Here is a 25,709-nt window from a genome sequence, read left to right as displayed (position 1 = left end):
TTACGGCTATTCGCTTCATCTTACTTAAACAACATAGCGATGATAATAAACATATAAAGGTCAAATCATGTTTTTACCCTTTATTATTGTCCATATTTTTCATATTTCTCACAATAAAAGTTCATCATTTTGTCAAAAATACCACATAAAAAAACCACTATTAAGCTACACCTTAATAGTGGTCGTATACGTATTATAAGCGAAATAGCGTAAAAAATGAATAGTATTACTGAAACAATAAAGAAACGAACACAATTGAGCATATAATCCCGATTAAATCTGCAAAAAGTCCTACTTTTAGTGCATCCCCCATTTTTCTAATCCCAACCGCTCCAAAATATACAGTTAAAATATAGAAAGTCGTATCTGTGCTCCCTTGCATCGTAGAAGCCAATCTCCCAATAAACGAATCTGGCCCATATGTTGCAATTAAATCGGTCGTAATACTTAAACCAGCAGAGCCTGAAATAGGGCGTATAAGTGCTAAGGGTACAATTTCTGCTGGAACATGGATCAAATCTAACATTGGCTTCATTACCGATATCATTGCATCTAACGCACCTGAAGACCGGAATATAGAAATAGACACAAGCATTCCAACCATAAACGGTAAGATGGAAATTGCAATTTGAATCCCTTCTTTTCCTCCCTCAACGAACGATTCATACGTCGGCACTTTCTTTATTGTGCCATATAAAAGGATAAAACCAATTACACAAGGGATTACCCATAAGGAAATTGTATTTACAATGCTCATTTTTTCCGCCCCTTTCTACTCCTTCTTCGGTAAAAATAGCGGTCAATCCAAATTGCCCCAATCATAGAAAGTACTTGTGCAATAAATGTTACCCCAACAATTTCAGTAGGATTCGCTGATTCATACGTCATTCGAATGGAAATGACTGTCGTAGGAATTAATGTAATAGCTGATGTATTTAATGCTAGAAACGTCACCATAGAACGGCTCGCCGAATCCTTTCCTCCATTTAACTCTTTCAGTTGTTCCATCGCTTTAATACCAAGAGGGGTCGCTGCATTACCTAGACCAAAAAAGTTTGCCATCATATTTGATAGAATAAATCCCATAGACGGATGATCCTTTGGTATTTCTGGAAACAACCTTTTTACTATCGGCATAAAAAGTGTAACTAATTTTTTTAACAATCCGGCTTCCTCTGCAATTTTCATTAAACCGAGCCAAAATACTAAAACACTAATAAGTCCTATACAAATCGTTACCGCATCTTTTGCTCCGTCAAATACAGCTTTATTCACTTCTTCCATCGTTCCATTTATCATAGCGTATACAATCCCAATGACAGCCATCGCTACCCATACGAGATTAACCATCGTTCCCAACACCTATCATGTAAGAAAAAATTTCTTTCACATTATTCCAGTAAAGTCCCGTTGTAGCTACTAACTTTCGTTTACTATAAAATAAATTCCGTTCTCCAACTTTTTCATTACCAACATAAATGTCTGTCTTCCCAACCTTTACTCCATCCGTAAGTTTTGTACTTTTATCGAGTTCAACTTTTAATACTACGTTCTTTTTTTCTTCTTCAGTTAACGGTACCGAAAAACTATTTTTCGTATAAACATGGTTGGCATACTTCTTTTCATTTATTTCAGCAATTGCTCCTTGTCCTAAAACTTTCGTTTGTTTGAAACGGTCAAAACCTTTATCAAACAAATTCATATGATCATCCCAATCACTAGAGGCACTCAAAGTTACGACAATTAAATCTAGTCCACCTTTTGATGCCGTTGTAACAAGCGTTCGCCCAGCTTTCTTCGTAAAGCCTGTTTTTCCCCCTGTTGCAAATTCATAATAAGACGTTACCAGCTTATGTTTATTTTTCCACGGGTAATCCCAAGAATCTGATTTATATGTTTTGGTTCCAAAGATTTTCTTAAATGTCTCGTTTCCCATTGCATATTTCGTTAATAATGCCATATCGTAAGCCGACGAATAATGTGATCCATCTCCATCTAAGCCATGAGGGTTTGAGAAGTGCGTATCTTTCATTCCAATTTCTTTCGCTTTTTGATTCATTAAATATACGAATCCATCTATACTCCCACCCACACTTTCAGCAATTACTTGCGCTGCGTCATTACCAGATCTAAGCATGAGTCCGTATACTAAATCTTCTAACTTCACTTTTTGTCCAGGCTTTAAATAGATTGCCGATCCTTCCACCCTCACCGCTTCATTACTAACTGATACCATTTCTTTCATCTTCCCTGATTCAGCAGCTAATAAGGCGGTCATAATTTTTGTTATACTAGCAATTTTTTGAGGCTCATGTTCTGCCTTTCCGTATAATACACGACCAGACTGTTGCTCCATTAATACAGCATTTCGAGCACTAACATTGCTGTTCATCTTTGCATATGTAGGAATCGGCATAACGCTTGCATACATCATAAGAAGCGTAATGATTACACAAATTCGTCTCATATTTCCCCCCACGTCCTTTTGGCACTTTTTGTACAAGTGTATGCTTGGCCTTTTAAAATATGAACGAAATCTTCCTTCTACTTCCATTAAAAAAGACGCAGAGAATTTGCGTCTAATATGGTGTCCATTCAATTTGTTTCGCAGTTTCAAACCTTTTTTCTACATCAGGCCAATTTACAACATTCCACCAGTTTTTAATATATTCATCTTTTCGATTTTGGTATTGTAAATAATACGCATGTTCCCAGACATCTAGTACAAGGAGCGGTATCGTATCCCATTGTGTAAATAATTGATGAAGTGTACTTTGCAAAATTTCTAACCTTCCAGACCGGGGTACCCAAACGAGAATTGCCCAGCCTGAACCTTCTACTTTAGAGGCTGCTTCTGTAAAATGTTTTTGGAAACGTAAAAAGCTCCCAAAATCTTGTTCAATTTGTTGTGAAAAAGTTCCTCTTGGACTTCCACCACCGTCTTTTTTCATGTTATTCCAAAATATCGTGTGTAAGTAATGACCTGACCCATGAAAAGCCGCTTCCCTTTCCCAATGCTTAATTAAATCAAATTTATTTGTTTTTCTCGCTTCTTCCATCATCTTCTCTGCTTTATTTAATCCTTCCACGTAACTCCGATGATGTTTATCATGATGTAACATCATAATTTCTTTAGAAATATACGGTTCTAACGCATTATATGGATAAGGTAATGGCGGGAGTGTATGTCCTCCAATTGGGACAGCTCGTTCACTATCCCCTCTTTCATATAATTCATATTCCTCTTCTTCTTGCATAAATACTTCCTGCAAGTGATGCTGAATATGTTCTACATCATCGCTTATTTCATACATAAACTCTGCATCTGTTTCATACTCATGCTCTTTCATACGCTCTAATAACGTCTGAATTTTATAAGCAAGCATATGGACATCATACACTTCCATTGCGCGACTATCTAATACGTGAAGAACACTTTCACACCAATTTTCTACTTCATGAAAGTAATCTGTAAATACACCTTGCTGATTCATGTTGCACCTCCCTAATGCTATCCACTTAACTATATTCAATGAAAATCCCTTATATAACTGTACAAAAGGAAAAGAAGCTAAGTCACCTTAGCTTCTTTTCCTCAATCAATATTTGTGTAACATCTTTGTCTGATAATCCGTCTCATAATATTCTAGTTCTTCACGCATCAATTGAAATTTACCTTCTAAACTCTTCATCACTTGCTCTAAAGATGCAGGTGGTGTTTGTTGAAAAACGATAGAATTTTTCCCTGTATATGCAGACCGACTATTTTCATACCAATGATCACTCTTCGGTGAAAAAAACTCTGCAATTACTTGATGGTAAATCTTATATAAAATTTTTTCAGCTGCTGTTTTTCGAAATGGCTGGCTATTCAACAAAACAAAACATGCATCCTGTCCTTCTTCGCAAAAAACGAGAAGTCGTCTCATTGATGCTAATAACCCTTTATAATATCGCTCATTCCCTGCTGGTGTTTCCTCTAATAAAGAAGGTAACGTATGATAATTTACATAATTGGTTATCAAATTAATAGCATCTTCTAAAAATATAGAAACTTGTTCTGTTTGATTTTCAACCATAAAATTAGACATTTTTTCTCTCTCCTTTGCCATTTCACGCTATTTCTACTCTTTTATTTTTATGTAATTCAGCCAATATTTCTTGTACTTTCGACACCGTTCCCTCATCAAAATATTGTTGAAATTCTTCCATATTATTTAAATACAAACGTTTTTGCGCACGAAGCTCCTTATCTTTCATTAAACAACATATCGCTACAATATCGCGCAAATATATGTTTTGTTCTTCTACTTTATACACTGGATTTCCTTCAAAAGGAGTAATTTCTTGTAAAACTTCTTCAAAATATCGAACGTATAAAACCGAAAAAGTTTTCTCTTTACCATTTAATATATATGTCACTTCAGATCTGTTAAAAAAATCTTCTGATGTATTAGGTTTCTCTTTTTCTAACTCATATCCTACGTAACCTTTTATAATCATATACTCCCCCTCACCCTTCTTTCACCTTATTCTAACTTAATTTTCTGATAAACAAAATATTCTTTTAAATATACCTATATAAAAAATAGCTCCCCTATACAGGAAATTACCTTTTTATTTTTCTTGAAGTTTGTCATAATAATATTATTGTCTCAGTTTTCTTATACAAGGAGAGTTGTATTTATGTCGTTTTCATGGAAACGTTTCTTACAAATCGGGAAAATTATCTTCCCATTTGTTGTATTAACAATTGTATTCTTTCAAGCAAAAAAAGAATTAGCGGGCATTTCTTTTTTAGAAGCGATTGATACAATTAAAAACATTCCAACTGGAGGAGTCTTTTTAGCAATTACACTTGGTGCATTCGCTGTATCAACAATGTTCTTTTATGACTATGTTATGCTTCGTTACTTAAAAGCTGACATTCCTGTCCAAAAGATTTTCCGTATCTCGTGGATTGCTAATACTTTAAATGGATTTATCGGGTTTGGTGGTCTTGTTGGAGCCGGCGTACGCACAATGCTTTATCGTCCATATATAAAAGAAAATGGAAAACTTATTAAAAGTATCGCTTGGATGACAACTGCCTTTATTAATGGATTAGCCATTCTTTCATTTCTTGGTCTTATCGGAATATTAGACACGAGATTTATTTTGCATGAAAAACCATGGCTATGGCCTGTTCTTATCTTCTTCGCTCTTTTCGTCCCTATATATATCGGATTTTCTAAATTAAAAAATAGAAAAGCGACGCAAACAGAGGAACAAGAAGAAGAGGAGAGAAACCCAACTGTTTTATACTCATTAGTTTCATTAGTCGAATGGGTATCTGCTGGTATTGTTATGTACGTCATATTACTATTATTTGGCATTGAAATCGAATTCCAAAAGTTTTTAGGCGTATATGTTATTGCTGCTTTAGCTGGTGTCGTTAGTCTTGTTCCTGGTGGCCTTGGATCATTTGATCTTGTCTTCTTAACTGGGCTTGGGCAATACGGCATCGATACAGGTGTTTTACTCCCTGCTATGTTATTATATCGTCTCGTCTATTACATCTTGCCCTTCTGCCTTGGTCTCATTTTTGCAGCTTTTGAAATGACAGGAGTAGCCATTAAAAAGTTTGAAGATAAACCTTTTATTGCGCCTGCATTAGAGACAACTGGTGTTATATGGACTTTGCAGCGTGACTTTCTAGGAAAGTTAGGTTCTTGGGCATCTGCTGCTTTAACAGTATTTGCTGGCTTAATGGTTATTTTATCAACCATTCTACCGACAAGTATAAATCGGGCACACGCCTTACATATTCTAGCTCCAAAACATCTTATTCAATTTTCTTTTAGCTTATCGCTAACATTCGGTATTCTCCTCCTCATTCTTTCGCGGGGGATATATTACGGAACAAAACGTTCTTATTATATGACGATTGTATCTTTAATTGGAGCGGCTATTTTTAACACACTAAAAGGAATTGATGTTGAAGAAACTTTTATTTTATTAATCGTACTCGCTGTATTGTATATGCTTCGTAAAAGGTTTGTACGTGAGAAAATGGAAGTCTCACTTTCCGATATCGTAAAAGTTTTTATATTCCTACTTGTAACGTTATATTTATATAAAAACTTAGGTATTTTATTTGCAGGTGCAAAAGAAGCTTTCAAACCTGATTTTGTCGTTCGTAATATTACACAAGTAAAACGAAGTGCATTAGCAGCTGCCTTTTTTGTTCCTACTTTTTTACTAATTGGTTCACTCATTGCAAATCGTTATCGAAATGAATTTCCCGGGCAACCAGCTAATGATAAACGATTACAAAACTTCTTAGATGAACATGGTGGAAATGTACTTAGTCATTTAGGTTTTTTAGGAGATAAACAGTTCTTTTTCAGTAGTGATGGAAAAGCACTCATTCTCTTCTCAATAACTGGAAAACGACTTATTGTACTGGGTGATCCAATTGGGGACCCTTCCTCCTATCGTACTGTATTGCAAGAGTTTTTAGCTGAGGCTGATCGATTTGGATACATTTGTGTATTCTATCAAATTGAAAGTAAATGGATGAGTTTATACCACGATTTTGGTTATAACTTCTTTAAGCTTGGTGAAGAAGCTGTTGTTGATTTAAATACCTTTACAATAACAGGAAAGAAACGCGCTGGCATGCGAGCTACTTTCAACCGTTTTGAAAGAGAAGGCTATACATTCTCTATTCATGAGCCACCTTTCTCCGACGAATTATATGAAGAGTTAAGAAAAGTTTCAGATGCATGGCTTGGTGGAAAAAAAGAGAAAGGTTTTTCACTCGGATACTTCGATCGTGAATATATTAGTCGCGCTCCTATCGCAACATTATCTGATGCGGATGGAAAAATTATTGCATTCACAACATTCATGCCTGTATATCAAAACGGATCATTATCTGTCGATTTAATGCGATATTATCCAGATGCGCCTAGCGGCATTATGGACGCAATTTTCATCCACTTATTCCAGTGGGCAAAAGAAAATGAATACCACTCCTTTAATATCGGTATGGCACCACTTTCAAATGTTGGTTTATCCACACAGTCTTTCTGGTCTGAACGAGTGGCTGCTGCAATCTTTAATAACGTTCGTTATACGTATAGTTTCAGCGGATTACGACATTTTAAAGAAAAATATAAACCAGCATGGAGCGGTAAATATTTAGCATTTAGGAAGAATCATTCTTTACCAATTACAATGCTCTCTGTAACAAAATTAATAGGAAAAAGAAAAAACAGCTAAATTCTTAGCTGTTTTTTCTTTTTTGAACTTGTACAATAAATTCTTTTTCATACTTCTTACCATTTATATAGAAATCCCCCCACATTTTATACGTGCCCTCGGCAGGAAATGTAATTCGGTATTGTAATTGCTCATCCGTATCTACAGGCATAGCGTATAAAAAATTCTCCTTCGTTTCATCCACTATATAGAGTGACTCTACTTCTCCTCTCTCTGAATGCAATTTCAATTTTTCACCCTTTTTCGCTTGAAACTGAAATGTTAACGTAACTGGTTCATTCGGATGTAATGCGCCAAATAAAAGAGAAACTTCATACTCTCCTATTTTTTTTGTAAGTACACTGTCGATTGGAAATTTCACTTTTTTCTTATTGTTCTCCTCTTTCGTTCTACCAAAATTCTTCCTAGCGAATGACTCTACGGACTTATTTTTGTCTTCGTATAAAAATATTGTATATTCTTCGTCTTTCGCTATTTTGGAAGATAACTTATATGACCCGTTCCCTGCAAATGTGGGTTTAATTTGTTGTATGTTTTTTAACTGTCCATCTACAATCACTGCCCGCATTTGATCATTTACACCACGAATTTCATTATTCTTGTTGTTTAACAACTGAAATACAATATCTACTTTCTCATTTCCCTTTCCATTTGAAACATCCCACTTTACTTCCTGAACATCTCCTACAGTCTCTTCGTTTTCTTGATATTTTTTTATGTAAAATCCTCCTGCCACAATAAGTACTAACGCAATAAGCCCAATGACAAGATTTTTCAAAACATCACCTACCATTTTTATTGTCTCTATTCATACAAAACTTCTTAAGATATATATTCTAGATTATGATTTATGAAATCCTCCTATTTTGCACATATTACAAATAATAAAAAGATTTTAATTGAAAGGATTCGTAGTGTATAATGCAAATGATATTGATTTCTATCAATACATTATAAGGAGGACTTTTTTATGAGTGTACATATCGAAGCAAAACAAGGCGAAATCGCTGAATCTATTCTATTACCTGGTGATCCATTACGTGCAAAATATATCGCTGAAACATTTCTAGAGGACGTTACTTGCTATAATAATGTGCGTGGTATGTTAGGTTTCACTGGAACTTATAAAGGAAAACGTGTATCTGTTCAAGGTACAGGTATGGGTGTTCCTTCTATTTCTATTTATGTAAACGAATTAATCCAAAGCTACGGAGTTAAAAATTTAATTCGCGTTGGAACTTGCGGTGCAATTCAAAAAGATGTAAAAGTTCGTGATGTTATTATCGCAATGACGGCTTGTACTGATTCTAATATGAACCGTTTAACATTCCCAGGATTTGATTTTGCACCAGCTGCAAACTTTGACCTTTTAAAGAAAGCTTATGATGCTGGAACTGAAAAAGGATTACACGTTCGTGTCGGTAACGTTTTAACAGCAGATGTGTTTTATCGTGAAAGCATGGACATAGTTAAAAAACTTGGAGATTACGGTGTATTAGCAGTAGAAATGGAAACAACTGCTCTTTACACATTAGCAGCGAAATACGGTGTAAATGCATTATCTGTATTAACAGTTAGCGATCACATCTTCACTGGCGAAGAAACAACATCTGAAGAGCGTCAAACTACATTTAACGAAATGATTGAAATCGCTTTAGATGCAGCAATTCAACAATAATACACTAAAGAACTTGTCATACGTCTGGCGAGTTCTTTTTATGTGACTTTTTATAAATAACTACTTTATAAAGAGACAGATTTCTCCCCTCTACTTTCTTGTAACGTTTGTTATAATGAAGTGAAACTTTAATCAGTGGAGGTTTTTTCCATCCCCCACTGATTATTAGTTGAACCAATCGGATTTAACGGGATAAAGAAATCATTTACAGTATTTCTCATAAGAGGTGACGCAGTGAAAAACAGAAGTATTGTCTTTAAACTATTTTTATTAACATCCACTTTATTTACAATCATATTCCTACTTTTTTTCCTAGGACAATCTCTATTTTTAGAGAAATTTTATATTAATAAGAAAGTAAAAACAGTCCAAACTGCTTTTGAAAAATTCGTAGATAATTATGATAAAAGTGATAAAAGTTATGAGCAGGTTAGAAAACTAAAACAAGAATTTCATGATAAAACAAATGCCGATATGCAGTTTTTGGATTCTAACGGTATTATTAAAAGTGATAACAATTACTATATCGATGTATTTAATCCCAACAATAATAAACAGTATTCCATTCCACTCAACAATCTTTTAACACCAGAAGAATATAATAAATTCGAAAATTTAGGTTTAAAAAAAGATGTAATAATCAATGTTGATGGAGTCGTACAAGAGAATAATATAATCACACCACAAAAATTAGGAACGAATTATAATCAATGGCAGAACGAACATTTCTATTCGGATTTTCAGTCAATTAATGGTAACCCTTCTAAGAACAGACTTGCAAGCCGATACAAATCTACAACTCGAATCGTCTTTACAGGTGTTATAACTAAGTTACAGCTCCCATCCAAAGCGGAGGTTCGTCTTGCAAATGATATTGAAACATTACAAGCCGTTCAATATTTTGCAGATATGATTAGAGAGGGAACTTCTAACTCGAACCAATTAAGTACTTTCATATTAGATGGCGGAGAAAATATAAAAAATAGTATCTTTGTAAAACCGATTATAGAAAATGGAAGGATTACAGAATACGCTTTTGCGATAGCATCTTTGCAGCCTGTTAATGAAGCGATGCTCGTTTTAAAAGATTATTATGTCTATGCCTTAATCATCGTGTTTCTCGTAATTATTTTGTTATCCTTCTACTACTCAAAAATCATTGTTAAGCCATTAATTAAAATAAATCGTGTTACAAAAAAAATGGCTAATTTTGATTTCAGCGAGAAATTACCTGTTACAGCTGACGATGAAATTGGCGGGCTTTCTGGCAGTATCAATACATTATCTGTAAATTTAAAAGATCGAATCGATCGATTAAATGTTGCTAATACAAAGTTACAACAAGATATTGAACGTGAACGTCAATTAGAAAAAACAAGAAAAGAATTCATTTCTGGCGTATCACACGAATTAAAAACACCGCTAAGTGTAATTAGAAGTTTTGCAGAAGGAATTAAAGATGGTGTTAGTAAGGATACTTCGTATTATACTGATGTTATTTTAGAAGAAACAGAAAATATGAACAGGCTGATTGTTGAAATGTTAGAATTAGCAAAGTTGGAATCTGGTACTTACAAACTAGATATGACGACGTTCTCAATCGGTGAATTAACGCAACAAGTCTACACAAAATTATTATTTAGCATGGAAGAAAAACATTTACAAGTGAACATCGATGCAGACCCTTCTATACTTGTTAAAGCAAATCGCAGTCGCATTGAGCAAGTAGTTGTGAACTTACTAAGTAATGCAATCCGTTATACGCCAGAGGGAGAAAAAATACAAGTCTCCATTATAGAAGCAGAAGATACCGTAAAAGTCGAAATCGAGAATACAGGAAACCCTATCCCTGAAGAAAGTCTTGAAAAAATTTGGGATCGCTTCTATCGTCTAGATGCATCACGTAGCCGTCACACTGGAGGTACCGGTCTCGGATTATCTATTGTAAAAAACATTTTAGACCTCCATCATGCCGAATACGGTGTGTATAATACGACTAACAGTGTTGTATTCTATTTCAATTTACAAAAAGTAAAAGAAGTCAAATAATTTGTCTTAATTTCACTAGGAGTTCACATGAAATTCACACTCTCCCTTTATAGTAAGAAACAAGTTAATCCTTTCCTTTACACATATAAAAGAGGAGAGTGCGTGAAATGAAACAAGCAGGACAACCTATTCAAAATGAAAAACAATTAGAAACTATCAAAAATATACTTTTACAATCTTCGAAACGTGATGGCTTATTATTCGTATTAGCTGTAAATTCTGGCTTAAAAGTAAGTGAAATCTTACAATTAAAAGTTAGTGATGTAATCGATGAAAATGAAAATGTTCGCCATTCCATTTTATTTTACAATGAAAAAGTGAAGAAACATAAATGGTTTGCTGTAAATGAAGACTTACAGCACGCAATCGAAGACTACATGAAAGAACGTAAAACTTGGAAACGTAATGAACCATTGTTAAAATCTCAAAAAGGAACAAAATCTATTACGAGACAACATGCATGGTACATTTTAAACAAAGCTGCAAAAGAAGTTGGATTAGAAGGGATTAGCTCACATACACTTCGAAAAACTTGGGGTTATTGTGCATACAAATCAGGTGTTGATATTGCATTTTTACAACACTTCTTTGATCACAGTACTCCATCAAAAACTTTAAAGTATATCGGTATTGCTTAATAACTCTTATACATAAAAAAGGTTACCATTTGAAAATTTGGTAACCTTTTTTATATTTCATATTCTCTTTTCTTGTCTCTCCTATACTGTAGTGGTACTCTAATAATAAGGGGGAGAAATTATGAACACACTTACAATTGAATTACCAAAAGAAACGGCTGAAAAACTTGATTTATTAAAACAAGCTTATGAAAAGAAAACAGGTGCTTCTATCTCTGAGAGCACTCTCGTTCAAACACTTATCTCAAAAGAATTTATCCAGGCGATAACTCCTTTTGATTTACAACAATTCGTCAACGGAAAAGAACAGCATTAATGCTGTTCTTTTTTATCTCTATTTAAAATATACAAAGTTTTTTATATATTTTTAGAAAAACCATTGACAATGATAATGATAACCATTATCATTTATTGTGAAGCCAACAATTGATGAATCAACCAAACGCTCAGTAACATTGTTACCCCTCTTTTTCATATAGAAAGGCACTGTACATTCCCCCTGTTTGTACAGTGCCTTTCTTGTTTATTATCATTCAAAAAAATTTAATTGCTCCGGCTTCGGCTCACCATATGTAATGTTCATCATTTTCATAAGCTGTTTCGCATTATCTGCTGCATCCCCACCTGAATTGTTGTTAAACAGTACGTATATATCCTTTGTTTTCTTTTTTAATTGCTCTAATCGTTCAACCCATTCTTCCAGTTCTTTATTGTTGTAGCGATATAAACAGCGAACCGCTCTCCAGTTTTCCCCTTTATCAAGCCAACCATGAACATTTCGACCGTGAAAACGTATTAATGCCATGTCTGAATTCGTAACCTCTAACACGAGTGGCACAGAACCTATCCCAGCCTGTGGTTCATCACAAATTGTATGAATCCATTTCTCTTGTTCTAGAAACTGTAACGTCCTATCTCTCATTTCTGGATAAAACCATGTTTGATTTCGAAATTCTATTGCACATGGTAAACCTTCCATTTTTTCTTTCGTATATCGAAGAAAATCTACATTTTTCTTTTTACAATCAAACCATGGTGGATATTGAAATAAAATCGTTTTTAATTTACCAGCTTCAATTAAAGGAAGAATAGATTGTTTATATACATCAAACATCTCATCGAACGTAGAAAAAGGAATTTCACCTTTCATATGTCCTGTCATTCCTTGATATGCTTTTACGATAAAAGAAAAATCTTTCGGTGTTTCCATTGCCCATTTTGTATAGTTTCGTGCAGGTTGCATCGCATAAAATGAGCTATCCACTTCTACTATAGGAAAATACTCGCTGTATGTTCGTAATTTATTTCTATTTTCATAGGGATTTATGTATAAAGAATCATGATCTCCCCATCCTGTCACTCCAATAAACAGCACATATACCCCTCCCTTTTTAACTTCATCTTCTATTCACTTTCCAAACACTTTGCATCATGTAGCCTTTTCTTTAAGAGTATCCTTATAAAAATATGATATACTATATGGAAGAATTTTTAAAATGAGGGGTTATTTATTTATGCTTCCAAACGATGCTACTGTATCTCATGAAAAACGAATTGAAGAACTAGAAAACAAAGTACGTTTTTATGAAGAACTTGTGAATCAATTACCACATCATTTCACATACAAAAATCCACATATTGGTTTACGAATAAAGAAAACTAGAACAACCCATTCCATTCAAGAAATACCAAAAGAGAATAAAGAGGCTCATTTTCAACTTACTTGTGATTCATTATTTTTATTTGAACAACTCGAAAAACACTTTGTACATATTTTTGATGCCTTTTCACATCATGTAACCTTTATCGATAATAAAGGGAATATTACTTTATGTAATCAAGTTGCTGCAGATGATTTCGGTGTAATACGAAATGATATTATCGGAAAACCGATTCAACAATTACTAAACTTGCCGGAAGAAAAAATTAAAGCGATTGAAACATTAAAAACGGGAACAGAAATATATAATGAAGAAGTTTTAGACAAAAACTATGGCATTATAAATAACCGAATTATTCGTGATTATAACGGGGAGATTTTTAGAGTTATTAGTGTCTTTCATTATTTAAATACAGAACGTGATGCAGAGAAGTTTTCGTTAGCAGGGCGAATCGCAGCTGGAATTGCACACGAAGTACGAAATCCTCTTACAACAGTACGAGGATACTTACAATTTTTACAAGAAAGCATTTCTCCATCAAATAAAGAGTTATTTAAAAACTTGCTTATCCCTGAATTAGATCGTGCAAATAATATTATTACAAAATTTTTAGCCATTTCAAAAACACGGGAATTTACAAGAGAACCGTTTCCCATCAATACATTTTTACGTGACTATATTCAACAGTTACTAGCTAGTGAAGTTTCCTTGCATAATATTTCAATTGATTATAACTTCTCTAATGAATTAGATGATATTTTAGTCAATATTGATCGACATGAACTTGTTCAAGTGTTTTTAAATCTATTTCAAAATGCCGTCGATGCTCAAGGCGAAAAACCTCTTTCTATTCAAATTACTAGTTATCGCCTTGATAACTTCGTTCGGATTACTTTCACAGATAACGGAATTGGTATTCCTCCAGCTATTCAAGAATACATCTTTGATCCATTCTTCTCAACGAAGGATTCGGGAACAGGACTAGGCTTGTCAGTAACAAAAAAAATCATTCAAAATCATAACGGTACGCTCAAAATGACTAGTGCTCCAGACGGTACAACCTTCACTATCTCTATTCCGATTTTACCTAAAGTAAATCGTGAGGCAATTAACTTATAAAATGATAATGCTGTTCTATGAACTCCCTTTAATTGTTAAGCAAACTCTAACAATTAAAGGGAGTTTTTTATGCTAATTTATTCTCTTTAAAACATATAGATTTTTCTCTACTTTTTTATTGTTCGTGTTAGGTAGGTAAACTTCTTATTTTTTGAGAAATAGTAGTTTGTCCATCACGAAATTAGTTTAAATTTCATTTTAATATATAGTAACGACTATTTATTCTATGAAAGAAAGGAAAAGTATTTTATGGTAATGATTGTTGCGAAGTAAGAGCATGTAGCCATATTAACATCTCTAAGTCAGAACTTACAGAATTTGCTAGACTTCTTCAAGCTCTTGGTCAAGCTATTCTAGTTCAATATGGATCTGGTTGCCTAGGCGGAGGAACTACGGGGGCTACTGGTACTCAAGGGCCTCAAGGCGCCCAAGGACCGGCGGGTGCTACTGGCGCTACTGGACCAGCGGGTACGCCAATTCCTGTAACGATCGCAGCAATCGGAAACTCCAATGCTCAAACAATATCACCTGGAATAAATATCCAATTTAACCAAGTTTTCAAAATAAATAATATCGATTTCAATGACACTACAGATACTCTAACAGTTTTAGAAACAGGCGTATATGATATTAGTTTCTCAGCATCTACAACTTTCCCAGGATCTTCACCGTTTGGATTCGGTATTTCATTCAACGGCCAACCACCTACTCGTAATTTCTCAACTAACGTTATCGGTAGTGCTGTATCGTTCTCTACAATCGTTACTTTACAAGCTGGTACAACAATTTCTGTACAACCTACAGCAAACACTATTTCTATTCCAAACACGGACGATACAACTGCAACACTATCTGTATTCCGAATTTACTAATTTTCACTTGAAAAATATATTTATAATAATATGTATCGTTTAACCGTGCGTTAAATCTCTCTTTATATAGAAAGGAGCACTTATTTGGGAGGATAAGTGCTCCTTCTTTACGTTTCTTTACCTCAAATTTACTCTATCTTAATCCTCTTTTTGTATGATAAATAATGAAGTCAAAGATATGAAAGAGGGATGAAAATGAGAGTTATGTCACTAATACGCATTTGGTTTGCTCTTATGGTATGCATTATTTTATGTGTAGGATTTTTTTTAACTCTAAAATATTCCACTATATCAAAAGCAGAGAGAAAAACTGTTCCATACAAACTTTTGTATACAAAACAAAGCAACATCCCTTATTCCAATGCAACAAATAATGAAAAAAAAGTTATAAAAGGAATGCTTATTACGAAAGCTTCTAGTTCCGAGGCGTTACTCCAAATTGCTGAAACGATTAAAGATCAGTATACAAATAAAAAAATCGATGAAATTACACTTTCTATCCACAATGAAAATAATGGTAATTACGAAGAAGAATTGCCTTACGAACCTATTAGTAAAGGCAAAATAATCGTCACATACGATTCCGAATCCTTTGGCAGTACGAATATTGTACTTAATGAGTAATATCATGTATCTCAACGGATATGGATTAATAGCTAATTAAGATAGACAAAAATCTCTACCGATTAAAATTTTATTTTGTTTTCATACAAAAAAAGAGGCGAATTTTTTTATTCGCCTCTTTCTTTTACCAAAATGAAGGAATCCATTCTTTCACTTTATCAAGCCACTCTTGTTGCTCTTGTTTTCGTTGTTGTTCCTCTTCTTTCCTTCTCTTCTCTTCTTCTTTTCTTCGTTTTTCCTCTTCTATTGTAGTCAATTGTTTTTTATAATCAGCCTCAGATATGAGCGATAACTGGAATGCTTTTTGAGCTGGATTTGCGTTTGCTTTTTTCATAATATCCCGGAACATTGTCGTCGTAATTTGACTACCACCCGGAACATAATGATCGCTATCTGTTTTATCATATCCTACCCAAATCGCACCTACCAAATCTGGCGTGTATCCAACAAACCATGAATCCTTTGCACCGGTGCTCGGGCCATTTACAATTTGAGTAGTTCCTGTCTTACCTGCCGTATCAACATTATTAACTTTCGCCTTTTCACCCGTTCCCTTTTCGACAACACCTTTTAATAAATATGTCATCTTTTGAGAAATTTTCTCGCTCGTCACTCGTGTCTCTTTCTTATACCACTTTCCAAGCGTTTCACCTTCAGCATTTTGTACCTCCCTAATTGCATGAGCTTCCACTTGGACTCCATCATTTGCAAATGTACTGTATGCTTGAGCCATTACAAATGGAGATGTCCCCACATGCATACCGCCTAAAGCAATCGGATACGTACGATCTTCTGGCACTAATGGGATACCAAATCGCTCTAAAGATTTCAATCCTTTATCTAATCCAATTTGTTCTAATAGCCACACAGCTGAAACATTGTACGACTTTGCCACAGCTTCATACATTGTCACATCACCGTGAAAAGTATGATCGCTATTTTGTGGTTTATATTCTTTAATGTTAAATGGTTCATCTTTTAATATATCGTATACTTCATATCCTTGTTCTAACGCTGGTACATATACAGCCAAAGGCTTTAACGTTGAGCCAGGTTGTCTTTTTAATTGGGTTGCATGGTTAAACTGTAAAAACTGATACGGCCCTCTGCCTCCAACTAGAGCTGGTACACCACCTGTTTTTGGGTTCATAAGAACTACACCCGTTTGCATAAGTTGGTCTGAGCCACTATCTTTGAAATAACTATCATTATTCACAACGTCTTCTACAGCCTGTTGTTTTTTCGGGTCAAGCTCTGTATAAATACGATAACCACCCGCTAAAATTTCATTTTGTGTTAATTCGTACTTTTCCATCGCCTCTCTAACAATATAGTCTACATATTGAGAGTATTTTCCCTTGTATTTATCATCAACGCCACGTTTTAACACAAGTCCGCTCTCTTTTTCTTTATTATACTGTTCGTCAGAAATATACCCTTGCTCTTTCATTAAACTTAATACGACATTACGTCTTTCAATTGACTTGTTAAAGTTTTTATAAGGTGAATACGCAGATGGTGCTTTAATCAAGCCCGCAATCGTTGCAGCTTCTGAAATTGTTAAATCTTTTACATCTTTATCAAAATAAGATTTAGCTGCCCTTTTTATACCCCAAGCACCTTCACCAAAATAAATTTGGTTCATATACATTTCAATGATTTCATCTTTCGTATACGTGCGCTCTATTTTTTTCGTTAAAAAATATTCCTTTATTTTTCGGGAGTATGTGCGGTCTTGTGTCAGAAATACATTTTTCGCAAGTTGTTGTGTTATTGTACTTCCCCCTGCTACAACTTCTCCTGCTGTAATATTTTTAAAAACCGCACTTATAATTCCACTATAATAAATACCATGATGGTTAAAAAATTCCTTATCTTCTACTGCAACAATTGCCTGAACCATAATATCAGGAATATCTTTTCTTTTAACGCCTTCTGTTTTCGAAGAAGCTAATTTAGTTGCGACCTCATTATTTGCATCATAAATTAAAGTCGGTTGTGGAACAGCTTGTTTTAATTCAGATATGTCTTGAATGGAAATTATTATATTTACAGCAATAAATAGAGTAACGAATACACTTCCCAATACAATTAATGAATTACGAAGTTTCTTCCTCTTATTGAACCACTCAAGCATTTTTTTAAAATGAGTGTTCTTCAATTTCATTCGTTCACTTCCTTCATTTATTTACACTCTTCTTTTTAAAAGGAAGAATATACCGCCTTTTAAATTTATTATAATAACGTAGTCATTCCTATAGTGTAAAGCTTTTCTTTTGCATTCATACTTTTTGCAAGAAAAGGACATTCTACAAGTAAGATATTCACTATTGGATATTAATATTATTAATAGAACAACGAGAGTTATGTTAAGTTTTTGTAAACTTTTCGATAAAATGTTTTAAAAAACGACAGTTTTTTGTTAGAATTGATTAGCCAATATATTTTACATATATTACTTTTGTGGGGGTAACAATAATGGTCTTTAAATCAAAAAAAGATAAATTTTCTGAAATGTTAATGAATGTTTCCGAAAATTTAAAAGAAGGCGCGCAGTTTTTCGTGGAGTATAAAATTAAAAATGCTAGCGATTTAAAAGAGTTTTCTATGCGCATGAAAGAGTATGAGTCAAAAGGTGACTCATTTATTCACGAAATCATTATGGAGTTAAACAAAGCGTTTATCACTCCGATTGAGCGTGAGGACATCCTACAACTTGCAATGAGTATGGATGATGTATTAGACGGATTAGATCACAGTGCTGGTCTGTTCGAAATGTATTCTATTACAGAAGCTGATGAATACATGATTAAATTCGTAGAAGCAATTAATCAATGTGCGATTGAGATTGCAAACTCTGTTGAATTAATGTCTAACAAAAAATTAGTCGACATTCGTACAAATGCGATTAAAATTAAGGATTATGAATCACAGTGTGATGATATTCGCCGTCATGCGATTAAGAACTTATTCTCTCGTGAAAAAGATCCGATTAAGATTATTCAATTTAAAGAGATTTACGAAGAGCTTGAAGAAGTAGCTGATAGCTGTCAAAGCGTTGCAAACGTATTAGAAACAATTATTATGAAGAACGCGTAAGGAGTTTGATCATGGATACACTCTTGATACTGACCGTTTTAGTAGTCATTTGCGCTTTAGCTTTTGACTTTATCAATGGATTTCACGATACAGCAAACGCTATTGCAACGGCTGTTTCAACGAAAGCTCTAAAGCCTAGACATGCCATTATTATGGCGGCTATTATGAACTTTTTAGGCGCAATGACATTTACAGGTGTAGCAAAAACGATTACAAAAGATATCGTTGATCCATTCGCCTTACAAAATGGTTCTCTTGTAATTTTAGCTGCTTTGCTTGCGGCGATAGCTTGGAACTTAATTACTTGGTACTACGGTATTCCAAGTAGTTCTTCGCATGCAATTATCGGCTCAATCGCAGGTGCAGCAATTGCGGCCGCTGGGATTAGCTCGCTAAATCTTAAAGGATTTATTAAAATTATTGAAGCTTTAATCATTTCACCGATTATCGCTTTCGTTATTGGTTATATCGTATACAGTATTTTTAAAGTAGTATTTAAAAACTTTAACTTAACAAAAACGAATAAGAACTTCCGTATATTCCAGATTTTCACTGCAGCATTACAAGCCTACACACACGGTACGAATGATGCACAAAAAGCAATGGGAATCATTACGATGGCTCTTATGGCTAATAACTATCATACTTCTAGCGATATCCCGTTCTGGGTACAATTATCTTGTGCTATCGCAATGGGGCTTGGTACTTCTGTCGGTGGATGGAAAATTATTAAAACTGTCGGTGGACAAATTATGAAAATTCGTCCTGTAAATGGTGTAGCTGCCGATTTATCATCATCACTTGTTATTTTCGGTGCAACATTCATTCACTTACCGGTTAGTACGACGCACGTTATCTCTTCTTCTATTTTAGGGGTTGGTGCTTCTCACCGTGTGAAAGGGGTAAAATGGGGAACTGCAAAACGTATGTTAATTACATGGGTTATTACACTTCCTATTTCAGCTTCTTTAGCTGCTCTGTTTTACTACCTATTACATTTTGTTTTCTAATCAAAAGTCGTCTTCCTTATTTTTCTAGGAAGACGACTTTTTTGTGAACAAGCCTATTTCTCATTAAAAAGCGTGTATAATAATTGATGGATAAGTTATTTAGAGGAGTTGGCAATTTTGGAATACATCATGTTACTTTTCATCGGACTAATCGCCGGAACAGTCGGCAGCCTAGTTGGGCTTGGAGGCGGAATTATTATTGTTCCGTTATTAATTGGATTACACAGTTTATCACCACAACTTGCAGTAGGGACTTCTATGGTAACAGTCGTTTTCACAGGACTATCTTCCACCCTTACTTACATGAAGCATAAGCGAGTAGATTATAAAAGTGGACTTATTTTATTTATCGGAAGCGGCCCTGGTGGTATTATCGGATCATGGGCAAATAAATTTTTAAACCAAGACACATTTTCTTTATACTTTGGGATTTTCCTTATATTCGTCTCAATTCTACTTATGCTTCGAGACAAATTAAAACCTCTTTCCCTCTCAAATACGTCTGTAATTAAGCGTTCTTTTACAGATAATGATGGAAATACTGTACACTACCAATTCCCACCGTTTCTTGCTATCTTTATCGCTTTTATAGTTGGGTTTATATCTGGATTATTTGGAATTGGTGGCGGTGCCTTACTTGTTCCAGCAATGATGCTTCTTTTTGCATTCCCAGCACATATTGCAGTAGCAACTTCAATGTTCATCGTATTTCTATCAGCAATTGTAAGTTCTGCAACTCACATCTCACTTGGAAATGTCAGCTGGATTTATGCATTAATCCTGATTCCGGGTGCATGGATTGGCGGAAAAATCGGGGCTTACATTAATACAAAACTAAGTGGTAACGCCGTAATTAATTTATTGCGTATTACGTTAATTATTCTTGGAACTAGATTAATCATTATTTCCCTTTTATAACGTATTCTTTTTAGAATGCGTTTTTCTTATACACATGAATATAAAAATCCTCCGAGGAGAACAAATAAAATTAAACAAACACATAATAACATATAATTTGAAATATGTACTTTCTTCAAGTTGACCACTCCTATAACTGCGACTGTTATCTTTATGATAGCGAAAAAATAGTTCACTTGCAGTTACAGAGTGCTAACAATGCAAAATCAATTATTACAAATTTTATCCTTATATTTCATTTCTTTGTATATTCTATCGATTTAATAAAAAAAGATGTCATATTGACATCTTTTTTAGTGAAGAAGTGACCATCCCATGAAGTCTTCATGTACTTGGCACGCCCTCTTATCCTTTCGATCATATAATTCAGCATAACTATCTGTTTCTTCATCATAAGCCATCGTATAAATAATTTGGCCGTCTACTTCAACGGATAAAACGACTCCACCTTTCATCTCTTCTACATGAATGATAGCATTCGCCGGAATTCTCATATCCGTCATTCTCATCGCATCTAACAATATACTAAACCCCCTACAGCGTATTCATTGCTAGTACTATTACACACTAAATAGTATACTACTGTAATAGCATACATTTCGTCAATGAAATTGCTGTTGAAATAACATATTGTCTATATACATATACGCTAAAATAGAAGAAATAGAAACATATTAATGGGGGGCTAACATTGATTCTACACAAAGGAGATGTACTATTCCGTCAAGGCGAGGACGGTCCTTTATACTTTATAAAAACAGGCTTATTAAAAGTAGTTCGGCTAGAAGAAAACGGAACACCCTTTTTATTCAACATTATCGTTCCAGGTGAAACGATACCTCATCATTCTTTAATTTCACCGAAAGAATATCACGGTACAGCTATCGCTTTAATAAAAACAGAAGTGGAACCGATCACTAGTAGTGAATGGTATGAGAGACTTCAAGCAAATCCCGAATCGTATGCTAACATTGCTATGCAATTGCAATCTAAATTAAGAATGATGCAACAACGAATTGATCAATTGACAACCGTCTCTCCGAAAGAACGTCTTCATCGTTTACAAGAATGGTTCACCCTATATTTAGGTGACATTCCTATATATGAAATATTAACACAAACCGAAATTGGCCAACTGATAGGTATACGCCGTGAAACAGTAAACCGTTTATTACGAGAACAAATAAAAAACGAGGTAAAATAAATACCTCGTTTTTTTGCTTATTGTAAGCTTGTTGCTGGGCCGAAAAATTCATAATGAATATGCTCTTGTTTCACACTTAAATCAGTTAGTGCAGCATTTATATACTTCATAAATGCTACTGGACCACAGAAATAGAACTCTGCTTCAGTTGTCGGAATAATAGTTTTTAACCATTCACTTTCAATGAAACCTTCTTTATCAAAGTTCTTCATTTCTAAATCTTTTTCAGTCGGTGCAGAATAACAAGTATATGCTTTCACTTGTTCATATTCATTTTCTACTGCCTTAACGTGTTCTTTCATTGCATGTGTATTACTATTTATTGCTGCATGAACAAAATATACATTACGTTTTGAATCTTGTTCAATTAACGTATTTAACATACTCATCATCGGTGTAATCCCTACTCCACCACTAATTAGTACAACTGGTAATGTTGAATCCATATTTAACACGAAATCTCCCGCTGGTGCACTTACTGGTAAAACATCTCCTTCTTTTACATGTCCATGTAAGTAATTAGACACTTTACCGTCTGGTGTATCTACACCTTTTTCTTTTTTTACACTAATACGATAATATTCTTTCCCAGGAGCATCGGATAAACTGTATTGACGATTATGTGTATATGTCTCACCTTCAATATTGATTTGAATCGTTACATATTGACCTGGGATGAATGAAGAAACTTTCCCTCCATCTTCAGGTTTCAAATAAAATGACGTAATAACATCGCTTTCCTTCACTTTTTTTACAATCACAAAGTTGCGGAAGTCTTTCCATCCACCTTCTTTATGTGCAGCTTCTTCATACATCTCTGCTTCAATGCTAATGAATGCATCAGCAATTACACCATATGCTTCTCCCCATGCATTTAAAACTTCATCAGGTGCACCTGCGACCTCTTTAATGGCACGTAGTAAACATGTACCTACAATCGGATAATGCTCAGCTTTAATCCCTAAACTTCTATGCTTATGACCAATTTGTTTTACAACTGGAATAATTGCTTCTAAATTATCAATGTACGTTGCAGCTGCATAAACAGCATTCGCTAACGCTTGTTGTTGTCTTCCCTTTTTCTGATTCGTATGGTTGAAAATATTCAACAATTCCGGATGTTCCGAAAATAAAATTTGATAGAATCTCGTTGTAATTTCAACACCTTTTTCTTGTAATAATGGTACTGTTGACTTTACGATTTCAATTGTTTTTGCACTTAACATTGTATCCCACTCCTCTATTTCCTTAACTGTTTTTAGTTTAACTGAATCTTATAATGCAGATTGTGATTTTAATCACTATTAACACGGTGTTTTTGTGAATAATATATGAACATTGCATTTACAAAAGAAAATAAGCTAACTAGAATTCTAGCTAGCTTATTATTTTGTTTGTATAGCTTGTTCGATTACTTTTATATCTTTCCCATCGCCAAACTCCGTATACCCCCAGATATTCGTTTCACCTCTATATTTATTTACGATAATATCCAAGTCATGATATACACGGTGGGCATACACTACATACTCAATATTTTGAAGTTCCACACCTTTTTTTACAATTTCATAGCTTCTATTTACATCGCGTTTTATTTTTTCATTCTTTATTTCCGTATGTATATTTTTTAAAGATTGTTCTTGTTGTTGAAACCATTGCTTAAATTGATTCCAATCCCCGTCTGTATAATTCTCTGCTTTACCATAATTTAAGAAATTATTATAGCTTTCATGTGTCATTCGAATAAAATCTAGCACTTTTGTCTCTTCTTGCACATCTTCTATTTGAGCTATTGTATTTACCTCAGCAGGCTTATTCGCATAATGTAACAGCACTTTCATAAGACTATAACTCGCAATGATCATCACGATAATAATACCTAATACATTTAACAATTTCTTCATACACAGAACTCCTTCTCTACTAAAAATATTACAACGTATGACTATACTTGTAACATTCTCTCGTAGAAATATAATTCCTGTATTAATTCTTCCTATCATTTCGACAATATTTTTCTATACATTTCTCGTTGGCAAATGTTCTTGTAAAACAATATATCCTTCATAAGCTGTGTAACCGAGTATAATCATTAATCCGATATAACAAGCAAATACTGTCCATTTCGTTTTCGCATCCACTTTATAATAGTTTTCTTGTTGTTCCTTTTCTGTTTTCCATTCATTTAATTTTCTTTCTGACGCTTCAAATGCTTCCCTTATGTGAATTGTATACTCATCTTTTTCATCTTCATATGGAACATAATCTAACGGTTCGAACTTCGGTAAAAGATACTCTAACACTTCCATTTTTTGAAGTTCACCTATTTGTAACTCTTTTTCCCGTTCTCTTTGTCTTAATGCATTCATCTCATGATGCATCACGTATATAGTCCGATGTACAGCACCCGTTTCTTTTAATTCCTCTTCAAGCCTAGTAACATATTCTTTCATCCCATCAATTTTATGCCCTAATTCCTTAATCGGCTCATCTCTCTTTATTACTCTATATAACTCCATACAACCGATAATAACAATAAATCCTCCCAAAATACTTTTAAAGTAAATTGAATAGCCAAGTAATAAAATAAGGCCTGCTCCCCAAATTTTAGTACTGACAACTGAAATAATTCTCCCACCATCTAGCGGCGAAACGGGAATTAAATTAAAGAAATTAATCATACTTCCAAGCAAAATAACAAGCGCCCAAAATGGCTCTTTCGTCATTATATAAAGCGGTATCGCCGGTAAAAATGACAGAAGTCCGAAAAGCGGCCCCATATAGGCAATGTAAGCTTCATCTTTCGCATTTTTCGGCATCTCTTTCATTCCAATAAGGGCCCCCATAAATGGAATAAAGATTGCTGGCGATGTCGGGATCCCCTTTCTTTTCGCAGCCCATAAATGGCCCATTTCATGAACAAACAACAAATAAATGAGCGCTACTCCAAATTTCCAACCATATAGAACTGCGTATGCGCCAAGCGATAGAAACATACTAAATACCGTTGAAAACTTTGCTAATTTAAAAATTGCAAATACCCACTTTAACTTAGACAGTAAAAATAGACCTACCGCAACAATAATTCCCCATAATCCTTTTTTATTATTTTTCATATTCCTCTCCTTTATCTCTCATTAATAAATCATATTCATTCATCAAAGCTTGTTCTTTTCTCTATTATGACATATTTTTTTCTATTGTTAGAAATAATGTTTATATAATCCATTTTCAGCCAAAAATATAAATAAAAGGAGGTGTACACAAATGAATTTACAATCTCTTATAATAGGTGCTCTATCGTTTTTAGCTTCAACTCTTATTTTTTATACCGTTAGTTACGTATTATTATTAGATTTGTTGCCCAATCACGTATTTATTGCCCTTGTCATCCTTTCCGCTCTTATGATTTCTTTTCTTATTACACGAAAATCAATGAATGAGCCATCTGCAAAAGCAAAGTAATAGAGAGGGGTGCTTTCCCCTCTCTATTATCATTTCCTAGGAAAGGCCATATAGATTTGATGAGTTTACATTCATTCCAATCCGTAAGGGCTAATTAAAGGCTCAC

General features: G+C 34.2%; 25 protein-coding genes and 1 pseudogene. 13 read left to right on the top strand and 13 right to left on the bottom strand.

The window, feature by feature from the left end; translation table 11 throughout:
* Positions 1 to 226: 226 nt before the first annotated feature.
* From spmB to ACTFRM_RS03740, 6 genes are all read right to left on the bottom strand, one after another.
* Entirely contained in the window at positions 227 to 757 is a 531-nt protein-coding gene (gene spmB, locus ACTFRM_RS03765; RefSeq protein ID WP_000029514.1) for a spore maturation protein SpmB, read from the bottom strand.
* Positions 754 to 1,350, bottom strand: coding sequence for a spore maturation protein SpmA (gene spmA, locus ACTFRM_RS03760; RefSeq protein WP_000247811.1), 597 nt, complete (start codon positions 1,348 to 1,350; stop codon positions 754 to 756). The genes spmB and spmA overlap by 4 nt, the downstream gene beginning before the upstream one ends.
* On the bottom strand, positions 1,343 to 2,467 hold the full coding sequence (gene dacB, locus ACTFRM_RS03755; RefSeq protein WP_001252638.1) for a D-alanyl-D-alanine carboxypeptidase DacB: 1,125 nt from the start codon (positions 2,465 to 2,467) through the stop codon (positions 1,343 to 1,345). The genes spmA and dacB overlap by 8 nt, the downstream gene beginning before the upstream one ends.
* A gap of 112 nt (positions 2,468 to 2,579) precedes the next feature.
* Positions 2,580 to 3,494 carry a superoxide dismutase gene (locus ACTFRM_RS03750; protein WP_001075741.1) on the bottom strand — a complete coding sequence of 305 codons (915 nt, stop codon included), beginning with the start codon at positions 3,492 to 3,494 and terminating at the stop codon, positions 2,580 to 2,582.
* A 105-nt stretch (positions 3,495 to 3,599) separates the two neighbouring features.
* The gene (locus ACTFRM_RS03745; RefSeq protein ID WP_000064519.1) at positions 3,600 to 4,091 is read right to left on the bottom strand and encodes a YpuI family protein; all 492 of its coding nucleotides are present in this window, start codon (positions 4,089 to 4,091) and stop codon (positions 3,600 to 3,602) included.
* 22 nt (positions 4,092 to 4,113) lie between these two features.
* Positions 4,114 to 4,503 (bottom strand): hypothetical protein, encoded by a 390-nt coding sequence (locus ACTFRM_RS03740; RefSeq protein WP_000584367.1) that lies wholly within the window; start codon positions 4,501 to 4,503, stop codon positions 4,114 to 4,116.
* Between the two features lie 183 nt (positions 4,504 to 4,686).
* On the opposite strand from ACTFRM_RS03740, the gene mprF reads away from it, so the two are divergent.
* The gene (gene mprF / locus ACTFRM_RS03735) at positions 4,687 to 7,266 is read left to right on the top strand and encodes a bifunctional lysylphosphatidylglycerol flippase/synthetase MprF (protein ID WP_137396499.1); all 2,580 of its coding nucleotides are present in this window, start codon (positions 4,687 to 4,689) and stop codon (positions 7,264 to 7,266) included.
* 4 nt (positions 7,267 to 7,270) lie between these two features.
* On the opposite strand, the gene ACTFRM_RS03730 is transcribed toward mprF, so the two are convergent.
* Positions 7,271 to 8,059, bottom strand: a complete 789-nt coding sequence (locus tag ACTFRM_RS03730; RefSeq protein ID WP_128266897.1) for a hypothetical protein — start codon at positions 8,057 to 8,059, stop codon at positions 7,271 to 7,273.
* Between the two features lie 177 nt (positions 8,060 to 8,236).
* Here ACTFRM_RS03730 and deoD point away from each other — a divergent pair, with 177 nt between their 5' ends.
* The 4 genes from deoD (at position 8,237) to ACTFRM_RS03710 (ending at position 11,947) form a co-directional block, all read left to right on the top strand.
* Positions 8,237 to 8,944 carry a purine-nucleoside phosphorylase gene (gene deoD, locus ACTFRM_RS03725; protein WP_000110703.1) on the top strand — a complete coding sequence of 236 codons (708 nt, stop codon included), beginning with the start codon at positions 8,237 to 8,239 and terminating at the stop codon, positions 8,942 to 8,944.
* Positions 8,945 to 9,178: 234 nt separating this feature from the next.
* Positions 9,179 to 10,993 carry a sensor histidine kinase gene (locus tag ACTFRM_RS03720; RefSeq protein WP_000797516.1) on the top strand — a complete coding sequence of 605 codons (1,815 nt, stop codon included), beginning with the start codon at positions 9,179 to 9,181 and terminating at the stop codon, positions 10,991 to 10,993.
* Positions 10,994 to 11,100: 107 nt separating this feature from the next.
* Entirely contained in the window at positions 11,101 to 11,631 is a 531-nt protein-coding gene (locus tag ACTFRM_RS03715) for a tyrosine-type recombinase/integrase (protein WP_000806236.1), read from the top strand.
* Between the two features lie 121 nt (positions 11,632 to 11,752).
* Positions 11,753 to 11,947 (top strand): DUF3924 domain-containing protein, encoded by a 195-nt coding sequence (locus ACTFRM_RS03710; protein ID WP_001094860.1) that lies wholly within the window; start codon positions 11,753 to 11,755, stop codon positions 11,945 to 11,947.
* 213 nt (positions 11,948 to 12,160) lie between these two features.
* Here ACTFRM_RS03710 and ACTFRM_RS03705 read toward each other — a convergent pair whose 3' ends face one another.
* On the bottom strand, positions 12,161 to 13,006 hold the full coding sequence (locus ACTFRM_RS03705) for a DUF72 domain-containing protein (RefSeq protein ID WP_000897361.1): 846 nt from the start codon (positions 13,004 to 13,006) through the stop codon (positions 12,161 to 12,163).
* Between the two features lie 139 nt (positions 13,007 to 13,145).
* Between ACTFRM_RS03705 and ACTFRM_RS03700 the strand changes: the two genes are divergently transcribed.
* The 3 genes and pseudogenes from ACTFRM_RS03700 to ACTFRM_RS03690 all read left to right on the top strand — a co-directional run bounded on the left by ACTFRM_RS03700 (position 13,146) and on the right by ACTFRM_RS03690 (position 15,907).
* Positions 13,146 to 14,411, top strand: coding sequence for an ATP-binding protein (locus ACTFRM_RS03700; protein WP_146718785.1), 1,266 nt, complete (start codon positions 13,146 to 13,148; stop codon positions 14,409 to 14,411).
* Positions 14,412 to 14,644: 233 nt separating this feature from the next.
* Positions 14,645 to 15,283 (top strand): annotated as a pseudogene (locus tag ACTFRM_RS03695) (Gly-Xaa-Xaa repeat protein); the annotation flags it as partial.
* Between the two features lie 195 nt (positions 15,284 to 15,478).
* Positions 15,479 to 15,907 carry a hypothetical protein gene (locus ACTFRM_RS03690; protein WP_001265569.1) on the top strand — a complete coding sequence of 143 codons (429 nt, stop codon included), beginning with the start codon at positions 15,479 to 15,481 and terminating at the stop codon, positions 15,905 to 15,907.
* Positions 15,908 to 16,031: 124 nt separating this feature from the next.
* Here ACTFRM_RS03690 and ACTFRM_RS03685 read toward each other — a convergent pair whose 3' ends face one another.
* Entirely contained in the window at positions 16,032 to 18,074 is a 2,043-nt protein-coding gene (locus ACTFRM_RS03685; protein WP_000769242.1) for a transglycosylase domain-containing protein, read from the bottom strand.
* Positions 18,075 to 18,385: 311 nt separating this feature from the next.
* On the opposite strand from ACTFRM_RS03685, the gene ACTFRM_RS03680 reads away from it, so the two are divergent.
* The 3 genes from ACTFRM_RS03680 to ACTFRM_RS03670 all read left to right on the top strand — a co-directional run bounded on the left by ACTFRM_RS03680 (position 18,386) and on the right by ACTFRM_RS03670 (position 20,934).
* Positions 18,386 to 19,006: a DUF47 domain-containing protein gene (locus tag ACTFRM_RS03680; RefSeq protein ID WP_000231449.1), complete on the top strand. Its 621-nt coding sequence runs from the start codon at positions 18,386 to 18,388 to the stop codon at positions 19,004 to 19,006.
* Between the two features lie 11 nt (positions 19,007 to 19,017).
* Positions 19,018 to 20,016 (top strand): inorganic phosphate transporter, encoded by a 999-nt coding sequence (locus ACTFRM_RS03675; RefSeq protein WP_000380272.1) that lies wholly within the window; start codon positions 19,018 to 19,020, stop codon positions 20,014 to 20,016.
* Between the two features lie 117 nt (positions 20,017 to 20,133).
* Complete coding sequence (locus ACTFRM_RS03670; RefSeq protein ID WP_000455762.1) at positions 20,134 to 20,934, top strand: sulfite exporter TauE/SafE family protein; 801 nt, start codon at positions 20,134 to 20,136, stop codon at positions 20,932 to 20,934.
* A 293-nt stretch (positions 20,935 to 21,227) separates the two neighbouring features.
* Here the strand turns inward: ACTFRM_RS03670 and ACTFRM_RS03665 are convergent, their stop codons facing one another.
* Positions 21,228 to 21,455: a hypothetical protein gene (locus ACTFRM_RS03665; protein WP_000883008.1), complete on the bottom strand. Its 228-nt coding sequence runs from the start codon at positions 21,453 to 21,455 to the stop codon at positions 21,228 to 21,230.
* 170 nt (positions 21,456 to 21,625) lie between these two features.
* On the opposite strand from ACTFRM_RS03665, the gene ACTFRM_RS03660 reads away from it, so the two are divergent.
* Positions 21,626 to 22,138, top strand: a complete 513-nt coding sequence (locus ACTFRM_RS03660) for a Crp/Fnr family transcriptional regulator (RefSeq protein WP_000600589.1) — start codon at positions 21,626 to 21,628, stop codon at positions 22,136 to 22,138.
* A 17-nt stretch (positions 22,139 to 22,155) separates the two neighbouring features.
* On the opposite strand, the gene hmpA is transcribed toward ACTFRM_RS03660, so the two are convergent.
* The 3 genes from hmpA to ACTFRM_RS03645 form a co-directional block, all read right to left on the bottom strand.
* Entirely contained in the window at positions 22,156 to 23,364 is a 1,209-nt protein-coding gene (hmpA, locus tag ACTFRM_RS03655; protein WP_000947337.1) for an NO-inducible flavohemoprotein, read from the bottom strand.
* 159 nt (positions 23,365 to 23,523) lie between these two features.
* Complete coding sequence (locus tag ACTFRM_RS03650) at positions 23,524 to 24,042, bottom strand: hypothetical protein (protein WP_000735227.1); 519 nt, start codon at positions 24,040 to 24,042, stop codon at positions 23,524 to 23,526.
* 114 nt (positions 24,043 to 24,156) lie between these two features.
* The gene (locus ACTFRM_RS03645) at positions 24,157 to 25,254 is read right to left on the bottom strand and encodes a site-2 protease family protein (RefSeq protein ID WP_000794502.1); all 1,098 of its coding nucleotides are present in this window, start codon (positions 25,252 to 25,254) and stop codon (positions 24,157 to 24,159) included.
* 151 nt (positions 25,255 to 25,405) lie between these two features.
* Here ACTFRM_RS03645 and ACTFRM_RS03640 point away from each other — a divergent pair, with 151 nt between their 5' ends.
* Positions 25,406 to 25,603, top strand: a complete 198-nt coding sequence (locus ACTFRM_RS03640; RefSeq protein WP_001053356.1) for a hypothetical protein — start codon at positions 25,406 to 25,408, stop codon at positions 25,601 to 25,603.
* The last annotated feature ends 106 nt before the right edge of the window (positions 25,604 to 25,709 follow it).

The organism is Bacillus cereus group sp. MYBK227-1 (assembly GCF_051916325.1).
GTDB lineage: Bacteria > Bacillota > Bacilli > Bacillales > Bacillaceae_G > Bacillus_A > Bacillus_A cereus.
The sequence above is the reverse complement of the archived record's forward strand: the minus strand, read 5'-3'. Positions and strand labels throughout refer to the sequence as shown.